This window comes from Actinoplanes oryzae, from assembly GCF_030757795.1.
Classification (GTDB): Bacteria; Actinomycetota; Actinomycetes; order Mycobacteriales; family Micromonosporaceae; genus Actinoplanes.
The window spans coordinates 38,181-49,405 of sequence record NZ_JAUQWH010000053.1; the positions used below are offsets into that span (position 1 = coordinate 38,181).

Genomic DNA, 11,225 nt, shown 5'->3' on the forward strand with positions numbered 1-11,225 from the left:
TACGGCAGGCTGGTCGCCGTGGGATCTTATCGATGGGTCGTGCTCGCGGTGGCCACGGTGACGCAGGCGGCGGCCGCCTTCTTCGTGCAAGGGCTCGGGGCGCTCGGCGTTCTGCTCCAACGTGAGCTGGGGCTGAGTGCCACGCAGCTCGGGCTGCTGATGTCGGCCGCTCAGCTGGCGCCGCTGGCGGGGCTGCTGGTCGCCGGTGAGCTGCTCGACCGTTTCGGTGAGCGGTGGGTGGTCGGCGCCGGGGCGGGGCTGGTCGGCGGGGCGCTCGTGACCGGGATGCTCGCCCCGGGCTACGCGGCCCTGCTCGTGGTGCTGCTGGTGGCGGGCGCGGGATACAGCACCGTGCAGCCGGGCGGGAGCAAGTCGGTCGCGGCGTGGTTCGACTCGTCGCGGCGCGGGGTCGCGATGGGCGTACGCCAGGCGGGCCTGCCCCTCGGTGCCGCCCTCGCATCGGCGTCGCTGCCGGCGGTGGGCGCGGCGTTCGGCTGGCGGGCGACGCTCGGGGTCGGCGGCGCGGTGGCGCTGGCCGGGGCGGTGCTGTTCGTGGCGACGTACCGGCAGCCGCCGTCCCCGGGTACAGCAGGGGGCTCGCAGATCGGGTCGCGCCGGGGCTTGCTGCGCGACCCGGTGCTGCTGCGGGCGCTGGCGTGCGGGGTGGCCCTGATCGCGGTGCAGTGCGGGATCGGGCTGCTGACCGTGCTGCACCTGCACGAGAAGGCGGACCTGTCCCCCGGGCGCGCGGCGCTCGTCCTGGTCGCGGCGCAGGGGGCGGGCGTCGCCGGGCGGATCCTGCTGGCGGCGATCAGCGACCGGCGACGGCGGAACGGCCGGCAGGGCGTCGTGACGGTCAGCCTGGTCGCGGTGCTGGCGGCGCTGGTGCTGCTGATGACGCCCGCGGGGTGGTCGCCGGTGGTGGCGGGGGCGGCGTTCGTGTGGCTCGGGTTCTTCGGCATCGGCTGGTACGGGCCGTGGGTGGCGCTGGTGACCGAGGCCGCCCCGGCCGGGCGCACCGGCTTCGCGCTCGGCCTGGCGATGGCCGTCAACCAGGTCGTCATCGTGCTCGTCCCGCCGGTGCTCGGGCTGCTGCGCGACACGAGCGGCGGGTTCCTGGCGCCGTGGGGACTGCTCGCCGGGCTGATCGTCGCCGCCCTCGCCGCCGCGGCGACTCGGATCACCCGGCCGGCCGACAAGGCTGTCGTGGGGGCCGCGGCATGACCGAGCTGATCGCGCCCGTCACGAGCCTGCACGCCGCCTTCCTGGACTGCCACGACGAGTGGGGGCCGGGCCTGCACGAGGACGGTTTCGGCCTGCACGCCGGCGACGACGTCCGCTCGCCCGAGGGTTTCGCGCGGTGGGTGCGGCGGGTGACCCGGCTCGCGCACCCGGCCGGCACGCCGTGCCCGTCGGCGACGATCCAGCACAGCACGGCGCGCTGGATCGTCGAGGACGGCCGGGTGCTGGGCGGGATCACCTTGCGGCACCTGCTCGACGTCGAGACAGGACACATCGGGTACGGCCTGCGGGCCTCGGCACGGCGGCGCGGCATCGGGACCTGGGCGCTCGGCCAGATCCTGAAGGAGGCGCCGGCGACCATGAGCAGCGTCCTCTGCGTGGCAGAGAACACCGCGTCGGCGCGCACGATCGAACGCAACGGCGGCGTTCCCGAGCCCGGGAGCGGACCGGCGCGCCGCTACTGGATCACGCTGCAAGCGGGATAGCGGGAAGGATCGGCGCATGCGACCCGAGCCCGGCCAGGTGCTGCACTTCTCCGAGGACCCGACGATCACCCGCTTCCGGCCGCACGTCGCGGCCACCGCGCAACAGCCGGAGGCGTACGTGTGGGCGGTCGACGCCGCCCGGGCGCCGGACTACTGGTTCCCGCGGCAGTGCCCGCGCGCGATGGCATGGGTGGGGCCCGGCACGAGCGGCGAGGACCGGGCGCGCATCCTCGGCCCGGGCGGCGGGGAGCGGGTCCACGCCATCGAGTACGGGTGGCTGGCCGCGATGTCCACGGTGCGGCTGTACGCGTATCGGTTGCCGGCGGCGCAGTTCCGGCCGTTCGAGCGGCACGCGCACGTGGCCGTCGAGCCGGTCGAGCCGCTCGGCCCGCCGGAGCCGGTCGGGGACCTGCTCGCCCTGCACGCCGCCGCGGGGATCCAGCTGCGGGTGCTCCCCCGCCTGGGGGACTTCTGGGACGCGGTCGTCGCGAGCACCCTCGAGTTCAGCGGCATCCGCCTGCGCAACGCCCGCGCGTAGCAGCCGCGGGGACAAGGAACCTGATCAGGGTGTCCCACCGGGGACTGCCGACCGCGGATCGGCGCCCGCGAACGCGAGTGCGATGACGAAGCCGGCGGCCTCCTCCGCCTGCCGCGCCCGGTCCAGCCCGCCGAGCACGGCCGGAACGCCGCCGACGTCACGCACGAGCGAACCGGTGACCTCCAGCGCCCGGGAATCGTCCCCGCACATCGCGACCGTCACCGGCGCGGCTGCGGGACTCGTCCACGCCGCCGCGGGGAACAGGTGGAACGCCTTGACGACATGGGCGCCGGGCGCGAGATCGGCGATGTGATGGGCGAACGCGCGTCCCGCTGCGGTTGTCAGGACGCCGATGCCGTGCTCGACGGCGTTCGTCGGATCGATGAGCGGCCGGCCGGCGAGCGCCCCGCCGGGCGCACCGGCGGCTTCGAGGATGTCGCCGGCCCCCTGCCAGTGCACGGCGAGCAGGACGGCGTCGGCGTCCCGGGCGATCTCGGGCAGCCGGCGGACCCGGGCGCCCGACGCCGTCGCCGCCGCGGCCGCGCGCTCGGGCGACCGCCCGCCGATGCCGACGTCGTGTCCGGCGCGGGTCCAGCTGGTGGCGAGGGCCGTGGCGAGGGTGCCGGTACCGAGGATTCCGATGTGCATGACAGCCGACGCTAGGCGGTTCGACATGCACCGCCCGGTGCGCGTCGGCCGTGCCACGATGGCGGGGTGGCTGGGGATCCGGACGGCGGATGCATGACCTTCGTGGCGGACTGCCGGCTGCGGCTGGCCACGGACCTGTTCACGCACGTGTGGGATCCCGTGGTCCTGGCCGCGCTGGCCGGGGGCCCGCAGCGGCGGCGGGCGCTGCGGGCGAGGATCGGCGGGGTGAGCGACAAGGTCCTCACCGAGTCGCTGCACCGGCTCGTCGCGAGCGGGCTGCTCGAACGGCGGTCCTTTGCCGAGGCGCCGCCGCGGGTCGACTACGCGCTGACCGCACTCGGGCGCAGTTTCGCCGAGGGGCCGATGAGCGCGCTCGGCGCCTGGGTCACCCGCTACGGCGACGACCTCGTCGAGGCGCGGGACCGCCTCCACCCGGACGGCCGGTGAGGCCCCTTCAGCGCAGGCCGGTGAGGCGGACGAGGGCGGCGAATCCGTCGTCGGTGCCGGGCCAGTGCTTGCGGACGGCGGGCAGGCCGGCGCGGCGTACCACCGAGCGGAGCACCCACGTGACGATGATCGCGTCGTCGGCGTAGCCCAGGATCGGGATGACGTCGGGGATGAGGTCGACGGGCAGGGCGAGGTACCCGAGGAGTAGTGCCAGGCGTACCCGGACGGCGCGGGGCAGCGTACCGTCGCGGGCCAGCCGGTGGAGCAGGCGAAGGAGGTCGGGCAGCAGGCGCAACGCCTCGGTGAGCTGGGCCTTTCCCGGTTTGACGGCGAGCAGCGCGACCAGCAGGGCCACCCACACCGCGAGCAGCCCGCCGGCCATGCCGAGCACGATCCGCCACCAGTCCATACGCCGATCATGCCGTGCGCGGCCGTTGTACGGTCCGGCCATGGCGTGGGAGATCGGCGACACGGTGCTCATCCGGTACGGGCGGCTCGGCGTGGCCCGGTTCGTGCGCGTCGGCCGGGTGCTGGCCGATGACGACGACGGGCTGACCGTGTGGGTCGGCGAGGGGTGGCCGCAGGTCGAGTACGTGCTGCCGGACGGGCGGGACCTGCGCTCGGTGCCGCTCGGGCAGCGGTTCGAGCTGGAGCGCCGGCCCGCGGTCACGTCCTGGCGCGGGCCGGGCATCGTGCATCACGCGCCGGCGGCCGGGGACTGGTCGGTGTGGTGGTTCTTCGAGCCGGACGGCGCCTTCCACGGCTGGTACGGCAACCTCGAGTCGCCGCGCGTGCGGTGGGAGGCCGGCGGCGTCCGGGCGGTCGACTCCTCCGATCGCGCGCTGGACGTGCTGGTGGCGCCGGACGGCACCGCCCGGTGGAAGGACGAGGACGAGTTCGAGGTGCTGACCGGGCGGCCCGGCCGGTGGAGTGCCGGTCAGGTGCCCGCCATCCGCGCGGACGGCGAGCACCTGATGCGGCTGGCGGCGGCGCGGGCGGGGGTCTTCGACGGGCGCTGGACGGACTTCCGCCCCGACCCGGCGTGGCCGGTGCCGCAGCTGCCCGCGGCCTGGGACGCCCCGCACCGCGCGGAGCCCTGAGATCAAGCCGCGGCCGGGCCCGGTCTCAGCCGGCGCGCCACGCCTTGCGCTTGATCAGCCCGCGCAGCGAGATCGCCGCCGGCAGCAGGATCGCGGTGACGAGCATGGCGACGACCCCGGCCACCAGCGACTGGTACTCGTCCCATCCGGTGACTCGTGCGGTCAGCGACAGCATGGGCTCCTCGTTGGACAGCCACATCGAGGTCAGTGCCGCCGCCGGCGTGGTGAGGATCAAGAGCGTCCAGGCCCCTCGCGTACGGCCGGAGCGCGCGCCGAGCACCGCGGCGACCACCCCGGCGAGCAGCAGGCCCACGCCCGCCAGGTGCAGGGCGTAGGTGGCCGGGAGCCGGTAGTCGCAGCAGATCCCGTAGTTCCCCTCGCCCACCTGCCACATGCTCGTGTCGCCGAACCACAGGTCCGCGCCGGGGATCGGCACCTGCACGACGGCGGCCACCGCGGTGATCGCCGCCGCGACGACCGGGGCCAGTCGCGCCGCACGCGACGCCGGGGCGGGCAGGGCGATCGCCACGGCACCGACGACGGCCAGCGGGAACGGGATGAACATCTTCAGGTCCGGCACCGGGGCGTCCAGCAGGCGCAGCACGGGACCCACCAGCACCAGTGCCAGGGACACGGCGGCGGCGATGCGGGCGGCGCGGGGCGGGGCGACGGCGTAGAGGACGGCGGTGACGAGCCAGCCGGCGAACGCGGTCGCGTACCAGGAGGCGACGGGGGCGGCGTTCACGAACTGAGCGGTGTCCGGGTGCAGCTCGAAGGCGACGAGGAAGTAGACCGACAGCGCACTGAGCGCGCTGAGCGAGAACAGCGCCGCCGACGGCAGGGCTTGGGCCAGCCCGGCCAGCCCGGCGCTGCGCAACCGCTCGCGCACTCCCCCGGCGATCAGGTCGGCGGCGTCGGCGACCCGGGGGCGGCTGCGGTCACCGGACAGCTCGCGGTACATGTCGACGAGCTCCCGGCCGCGCTCGCGCCGGTAGCGGCTGGGGTACGCGAAGAGCAGCCGCTCGTAGGAGTCGCTCACGCGCCCGCCCCCATCGCGAAGCCGTCCAGGGGCCGGCGCTGCAGGCGGGCGCTGGCCGCCTCGACGTGCCGCCGCATGCGCTCGGTCTCGGCGCGCAGCGCGGTCTCGCCCTCCGGGGTGAGCCGGTGGTAGCGGCGCAGCCGGCCGTCGACGACCTCCTCGCGGTCGCGGGCCACGTAGCCGTCGTCGGCGAGGCGGTCGAGGGCGCCGTAGAGCGTGCCGGGGCGCAGGGCGACGCGGCCGTCGGAGAGCCGGTCGACCTCGGCGATGAGGCCGTAGCCGTGCAGCGGCCCGGCGGCGAGCGCCGTCAGGATCAGGAACGTCGGTTCCCGGAGCGGGTCAGTCATGGCGGCCAATATAGCGGTCACGAAGATATCCTCGCGACGAGGGTATGACTCTAGGATCGCTTGTGGACAGTTTCGTGCGGCAATTCGTGGACTACTGCCAGTACCAGGTGCGCTCGGCGCCGTTCTGGCGCGAGGGCATGCATCCCTACGTGGTGGGTGACGATCTGCTGCACGTCAGCAGCCCGACCGAGTGCACCGGGTTCGCCGGCACCCACACCGGCTGGATCGAGCTGCGCGTCGTCGTCCGCGACGGTCCCCCTGCCGAGATCATGGACGACTGGGAGGCCGTCAGCGAGACGACGCTGTGGTGTCCCCACGGCCTGCTGTCGGTCGTCAGCCTGCTGGGCAGCACCACCGACGGGCTGGTCGACGTGCCCGTGCCGGCGGGCCTGATCCGGATCCGCGCGCACGCCCGCCACCGCCGCCACGAGAGCGTCCGCACCGACGACGACCCGCCCGAGCAGCACGAGCTGCACGTGTGGCCGGTCGTCGAGGACACCGGCCCGGCGAGCCTGCGCAGCGACGGCACCCGCCGCGCGTGGGAGCAGCAGCCCGCCAAGGCCGCCGAGTACGCGATGATCGACGTGATCAGGCCGTACGACACCCACGAGGAGCGCGACCCCGGCCTGCCACGCGTCGCCGTGGTGCGCCGGGGCGGGCCGATGACGGTGACCGAGGGGATGCGCCTGCTCGAGGGGCGGCTACCGGTCGGCGATCGGGAGGTGCACCTGTCCCGGACCGCCGGGGACACGCTGACCTGGCGCTGGGCGCCGGCAACGGCCGAGCTGCCGGACGACCGGCCGAGCACCGTGCGGCTCGCGACGGCGGACGGCCGGCTCGTGGTCCGCCACGAGGGCGTGCTCGGCCGGCACGCCGTCATGCTGGGTCTCGTCTGGGACCACCTGCTCGGCAAGGCCCCGGACACGCCGCCCGCCTGGGAGCCGATCCTGCACGCCCGGGCCGCCGAGCAGGCCGCCCGCGCCGAGCAGGCCCGCCGCCAGCGCGCTCAGCAGGAGGCCAAGTCCTGGGGCGGCACCCCGCCCACCGACCGCCTGCGCGCCCTGCCCTTGGACAGCCAGGCGAAGTCACTCGCCCGGCTCGACCGCCCCCTACTCGACCGCCTGGCCGCGCTGCCCGCCGAGCGGCAGCACGAGGTCGCCCTGTGGGCGGCCCGCCGGGCCATGCGCGTCTCCGGGCTCGAGCACGTCGGCTGGATCGCCGAGGCGCTCGACGCCGCAGCAGCCGGTTTGGCCCTGCCGGCCGTTCTCACCGAGGACCACGGGCAGGCCGCCTTCCGCCGGATCCTCGACGACCCCACCATGCCGCGCACCCTCGTCACCCTGCCCGGCGGCCCGCCGCACTTCGTCCAGCAGGCCGCCGCGCTCCCCGCGCTGCGCGCGCTGATCCTCGACGATCCCCTGGCCGCTGCGATCGACGCCGTTTACAACGCCGCCATCGCGCACGGCGAGGACGGCTGTGCCGCGTTCCTCGCCGAGGTGCCGGCGGGCCGGGGATGAGGGACGGTCGCGACTGTCAGGCGGCGGAGCTTTCGCGGACGCGCAGCTCGGCGGGGAAGACGCGGCGCCAGTGCGGGGCCAGCCCGCCGTCGACCAGGGCCCGGGTCGCGGCGGCCGCCATCTGCTCGACCGGCTGGCGCACCGAGGACATCGGCGGGGTGGCGCACGCGGCGATCAGGCTGTCGTCGTAGCCGACCAGGGCCACGTCGCCGGGCACGCTGCGGCCGGCGGCGGCGAGGGCCTGGCGGGCGCCGCTGGCCATCAGGTCGCACGCCACGAACAGCGCGTCGAGGGCCGGGTGTTCGGCGAGGAGGCGCTCGGTGAGGGCGTACCCGGCGCGCCGGCAGAACTTGCCCCGCGCGAAGCGATCGGGCACGCCCAGGTCCTGGACCGCCCGGCGGTGCCCCTCCCGGCGCGCGTCGGCGCACGGATTGCCCTCCGGCCCGTGCACGGCGGCGATGTGGCGGCGGCCGGTGTCGTGCAGGTGGCGGATGGCGGCGTACGCGCCCTGCTCGTTCTCCGTGCCGACGAAGGGCACCCCGGGCGCCGACGGCGTCAGCGACACCACCTTGTGGCAGCGCGCATCGATCTCGGCGGCCAGCGCGGGCGCGATGTCGATCGTCACGATGCCCAGGCTCACCGTGTCGGCGATCCGCGTCAGCAGCGCGGGGGCGCCGGCCTCGTCGATCACGTGGACGCGCAGATGGGCGTTGCCGCCCGCCAGCTCCTGCAGGATCCCGGCGGTCACGCGGCCGTAGTACGGGTTGGTGCTGTAGCGCGACGGATCGTCGATCACCACGAGCTCGACCACGTCGCCGTGGCCCGACGCCAGCGCCCGCGCCACCGGATCGGGGCGGTAGCCGAGGCGGTCGATGACCTGCCGGACGTGCTCGCGGGTCCGCGCCGAGACCCCGGGCGCGTCGTTGATCACGCGGGAGACGGCGGCCTTGGACACGCCGGCGGCGGCTGCGACATCGGCCAGCGTCGTTCTGCTGTGCGGCATCGACCGACTATAGAAGTGTCCCGGCGTTCGCGCGGCCCGCTTTCCGCCGCAGCAGTTTGACCGCGGTGGTGCCGGCGATCAGGGCGGCGCCGAGGGCATCGGCCCGCCGGGTGCGCGCGGTGCGCTCCGGATTGAGGGCGCTGGTCGTCAGGGCCCAGGCACCGGCGGCGGCGATCGCCACATAGCCCCGCCGCTTGGCGGCCACGGTGGCGGCGAGCACCCCGGCCGCGGCGAGCACCGCACCGGCGGCGGCGCTGCGGCCCGTACGCGTGGTGGCCGCCAGCCGTCCCCGCCGGCGCACGGCGAAGACGTTCACCACGGACGCCACCGCTGTCCAGCCCAGCAGCAGGCCGGTGCTGTGCGGGGCGATGCTCGCGGCCCGGGCGGGATCGGGCGCCTGCAGACGGCGGTGTGCCTGCGCGGCGAGGCCGGTGGCGACGGGCAGGATCACGGCGGTGTAGCGGAAGCGGCCGGACTGGGCGGCCAGCGACCACAGGGCGTTCGCGGCGTGGGCCCCGGCGAGCCACCAGCCGTGCCGCCGGTTGATCGGGGCGGCCGGGCGGGCCAGATGCTGGATCGTGCCGGCGGCGCTGGAGGCGAAGATCGGCGCCCAGATCGCGAAGGCGTAACTCGGGGGCGTGATGTCGGTGTCGAAGTCGTCGGCGCCCTCCTCGGTGCCGGCGAGCACGGGCCCGAGGGTGGGCACGAGCACCAGCGCGGCGGTCGAGGCGCCGAGCACGGTGGCGCGGAGGCGATCGGACGGGGTCGGGTTCTCGGTCATCGTCGACCTCCCTCGCTCCCACGCTACGCCTTCCGGGGCACAGGCATGGATGGCTCATAATGTCGGCGTGCGTGGTGGGTGGGTGGCGGCAGTGGGCGTGGCGGTGGTGGCGCTGGCCGGAGGGTGCGGCGCGGGCGTCGTGGGTTCCGACCGGTTGACGGCCGACTTCGCCGCGGAGGTGCGGATCGACGGCTATCGCAAGCCGGCGACGATCGCGGGCGACGGCGTCCGGGAGTTGTACTTCGTCGGGCGCAGCAAGAACCCTGTCGCGGGGCTGTTCGTGCCCGGCGACGGGGAGCAGCCGCCGGTGCCGGCGCTGTCCACACCGGCTTCCGTGCCTCCGTCGAGGCGGCCGCTCGGGCGGACTCCCCCTCCCCCGGGACACCCTCGCCCGTCCGGCGGCGCGAGCGCGAGCAGGCTCACGAGCACGAGCACGAGCACGAGCGCCAGCAGGAGCGCGGGCGCCAGCAGGAGCGCGAGCACGAGCGCGCCGGCCCCGGTCGACGAGGTGCTGTTCGAGGAAGGCGGGCTGCCCTATCGCAACGCGCAGTGCGCGATCGAGCTGGTGCGGCTCGCGCCCGGAGGCATCATCGCACCGCAGCCGCTGGCGTCGCTCGGGGTGACCCCGGTCGAGCGGGAGCGGTTCGCGGACGGCCGGACCGACGTCCTCCGCGCGACGATCCGATGTGTGCTGCCGCCGGGGGTCGAGGCCGCGCCCGCCGCCACGCCGTCGGCCTCGGTGTCCCCGTCGCCGTCCTCCCGATAGGTCACAAGCCCCGGGGCCGACCTGGCCCCGGGGGGCTGGAAATGGCTCCGGCACGGCTGAGGACAGCCTGGTCGTGGCAAGCCACCCTCGCGAACCCGCGGGAATGGTTGTCGCCCGGACGGGCAAGATGATCTTCCGGCGATCTGAGGAGAGACATGACCGACACCAAGCAACGCCTGCTCGACGGCACGCTCACCGTGCTCGGCGCGCAGGGCATCACCGGTGTCTCCGCCCGCAGCATCGCCGCCGCCGCCGGGGTGAACCAGGCCCTGGTCTTCTACCACTACGGGTCGCTGGACGTGCTGCTCGCCACGGCGTGCCGGGAGGCCACCCGGGCCCGCGTCGCCGCGTACGCCGAGCGCTTCGAGGCGGTCTCCTCCCTGCGCGAGCTGCTGCAGGTCGGCCGCGACCTGCACGCCGCCGAGCTGAAGGCGGGCAACGTGTCGGTGCTGGCGCAGATGCTCGCCGCCGGCCAGCACGGCGGCCGGATCGCGGACACGACCGCCGAGGCCATCCAGCTGTGGGTCGACGAGATCGAGAAGGTGCTCGACCGGCTCCTGGCCGACTCCCCGGTGGCCGAGATCGCCGACCTCCCGGGCCTGGCCCGGGCGGTGGCGGCGGCGTTCATCGGGGTGGAGCTCTACGAGGGCGTCAACCCCGAGGGCGCCGACCGGGCGCTGGCCTCCCTCGACCAGCTCGCGGTGCTGGTCGAGGTCGTCGACGAGCTCGGTCCGCTGGCCCGGCGGGCCCTCAAGTCAAAGATCAAGAAGGTCGCGCGCTGAGCGCTCAGGGCGTGTGCACCCTGTCGACCTTGACGGTGAGCAGGACGCGCTGCTCCTGGGCGCCGCCGAAGCCCGGGTACGGCCGGCCGAGGTACTTCTGCGACAGCTCGTCGATGCTCTCCCGGGCGCCGTCCGTGGTGGCGTCCACCACGGAGCCGCGCAGCGCCCAGTAGCGCGACGGCGCCGCGGGGTCGGCGATGCCGAGGGCGACGCGCGGGTCGCGCTGGACGTTGCGGGTCTTCTGGTGGGTCTCGACGGTGTTGATGAGCACGTGCTCGCCGTCGGTGCCGGCCCAGGTCTGCGAGATCTGCGGCGAGCCGTCGGGCATGAGGGTGGTGACGAAGCAGATCGCCTTGGCGCGCAGGACGTCGAGCAGGGCGTCGGGCAGGGTCATGACGGGCGGCACCTTCAGTTCTTGTCGTCGTTGTAGAGGCGGTCGATGACCGTCTCGTCCGGCGGGTCGCCGGACAGGTCGGCATGGCGCAGGCCGGCCAGGGCAACCGTGAGGGCGCGGCGCCACAGCCGCGGGG

15 protein-coding genes are annotated in these 11,225 nt (G+C 75.1%); 8 read left to right on the forward strand and 7 right to left on the reverse strand.

Going from position 1 to position 11,225, the window contains the following annotated elements:
* Positions 1–18 precede the first annotated feature (18 nt).
* From RBH18_RS19065 to RBH18_RS19075, 3 genes are read left to right on the forward strand one after another with little or no spacing between them, the layout of a single operon-like run.
* Positions 19–1,224 (forward strand): MFS transporter, encoded by a 1,206-nt coding sequence (locus RBH18_RS19065; RefSeq protein WP_306209616.1) that lies wholly within the window; start codon positions 19–21, stop codon positions 1,222–1,224.
* Positions 1,221–1,727, forward strand: a complete 507-nt coding sequence (locus RBH18_RS19070) for a GNAT family N-acetyltransferase (RefSeq protein WP_306209618.1) — start codon at positions 1,221–1,223, stop codon at positions 1,725–1,727. Before RBH18_RS19065 ends, RBH18_RS19070 begins: the two co-directional genes overlap by 4 nt.
* Positions 1,728–1,743: 16 nt before the next feature.
* On the forward strand, positions 1,744–2,265 hold the full coding sequence (locus RBH18_RS19075) for a DUF6886 family protein (protein WP_306209620.1): 522 nt from the start codon (positions 1,744–1,746) through the stop codon (positions 2,263–2,265).
* A 24-nt stretch (positions 2,266–2,289) separates the two neighbouring features.
* Here RBH18_RS19075 and RBH18_RS19080 read toward each other — a convergent pair whose 3' ends face one another.
* Complete coding sequence (locus RBH18_RS19080; protein WP_306209622.1) at positions 2,290–2,913, reverse strand: NADPH-dependent F420 reductase; 624 nt, start codon at positions 2,911–2,913, stop codon at positions 2,290–2,292.
* A 93-nt stretch (positions 2,914–3,006) separates the two neighbouring features.
* On the opposite strand from RBH18_RS19080, the gene RBH18_RS19085 reads away from it, so the two are divergent.
* On the forward strand, positions 3,007–3,360 hold the full coding sequence (locus RBH18_RS19085) for a winged helix-turn-helix transcriptional regulator (RefSeq protein ID WP_306209624.1): 354 nt from the start codon (positions 3,007–3,009) through the stop codon (positions 3,358–3,360).
* A 7-nt stretch (positions 3,361–3,367) separates the two neighbouring features.
* Here RBH18_RS19085 and RBH18_RS19090 read toward each other — a convergent pair whose 3' ends face one another.
* Positions 3,368–3,769, reverse strand: coding sequence for a YkvA family protein (locus RBH18_RS19090; protein WP_306209626.1), 402 nt, complete (start codon positions 3,767–3,769; stop codon positions 3,368–3,370).
* A 40-nt stretch (positions 3,770–3,809) separates the two neighbouring features.
* Between RBH18_RS19090 and RBH18_RS19095 the strand changes: the two genes are divergently transcribed.
* Positions 3,810–4,460 (forward strand): DUF402 domain-containing protein, encoded by a 651-nt coding sequence (locus tag RBH18_RS19095; protein WP_306209628.1) that lies wholly within the window; start codon positions 3,810–3,812, stop codon positions 4,458–4,460.
* Between the two features lie 25 nt (positions 4,461–4,485).
* Here RBH18_RS19095 and RBH18_RS19100 read toward each other — a convergent pair whose 3' ends face one another.
* Both RBH18_RS19100 and RBH18_RS19105 read right to left on the reverse strand, forming a co-directional pair.
* Positions 4,486–5,499, reverse strand: a complete 1,014-nt coding sequence (locus RBH18_RS19100; protein ID WP_306209630.1) for a hypothetical protein — start codon at positions 5,497–5,499, stop codon at positions 4,486–4,488.
* On the reverse strand, positions 5,496–5,846 hold the full coding sequence (locus RBH18_RS19105; protein ID WP_306209632.1) for a PadR family transcriptional regulator: 351 nt from the start codon (positions 5,844–5,846) through the stop codon (positions 5,496–5,498). Before RBH18_RS19105 ends, RBH18_RS19100 begins: the two co-directional genes overlap by 4 nt.
* A 62-nt stretch (positions 5,847–5,908) precedes the next feature.
* Between RBH18_RS19105 and RBH18_RS19110 the strand changes: the two genes are divergently transcribed.
* On the forward strand, positions 5,909–7,363 hold the full coding sequence (locus RBH18_RS19110) for a hypothetical protein (protein ID WP_306209634.1): 1,455 nt from the start codon (positions 5,909–5,911) through the stop codon (positions 7,361–7,363).
* Positions 7,364–7,379: 16 nt separating this feature from the next.
* Here RBH18_RS19110 and RBH18_RS19115 read toward each other — a convergent pair whose 3' ends face one another.
* Both RBH18_RS19115 and RBH18_RS19120 read right to left on the reverse strand, forming a co-directional pair.
* On the reverse strand, positions 7,380–8,366 hold the full coding sequence (locus tag RBH18_RS19115) for a LacI family DNA-binding transcriptional regulator (RefSeq protein WP_306209636.1): 987 nt from the start codon (positions 8,364–8,366) through the stop codon (positions 7,380–7,382).
* 7 nt (positions 8,367–8,373) lie between these two features.
* Complete coding sequence (locus RBH18_RS19120) at positions 8,374–9,147, reverse strand: hypothetical protein (RefSeq protein WP_306209638.1); 774 nt, start codon at positions 9,145–9,147, stop codon at positions 8,374–8,376.
* A gap of 67 nt (positions 9,148–9,214) precedes the next feature.
* Between RBH18_RS19120 and RBH18_RS19125 the strand changes: the two genes are divergently transcribed.
* Together RBH18_RS19125 and RBH18_RS19130 are read left to right on the forward strand one after the other, a co-directional pair.
* Positions 9,215–9,913 (forward strand): hypothetical protein, encoded by a 699-nt coding sequence (locus tag RBH18_RS19125; RefSeq protein ID WP_306209640.1) that lies wholly within the window; start codon positions 9,215–9,217, stop codon positions 9,911–9,913.
* A gap of 155 nt (positions 9,914–10,068) precedes the next feature.
* Positions 10,069–10,695 carry a TetR/AcrR family transcriptional regulator gene (locus RBH18_RS19130; protein ID WP_306209642.1) on the forward strand — a complete coding sequence of 209 codons (627 nt, stop codon included), beginning with the start codon at positions 10,069–10,071 and terminating at the stop codon, positions 10,693–10,695.
* Positions 10,696–10,699: 4 nt separating this feature from the next.
* On the opposite strand, the gene RBH18_RS19135 is transcribed toward RBH18_RS19130, so the two are convergent.
* Positions 10,700–11,089, reverse strand: coding sequence for a PPOX class F420-dependent oxidoreductase (locus RBH18_RS19135; RefSeq protein ID WP_306209644.1), 390 nt, complete (start codon positions 11,087–11,089; stop codon positions 10,700–10,702).
* Positions 11,090–11,225 lie beyond the last annotated feature (136 nt).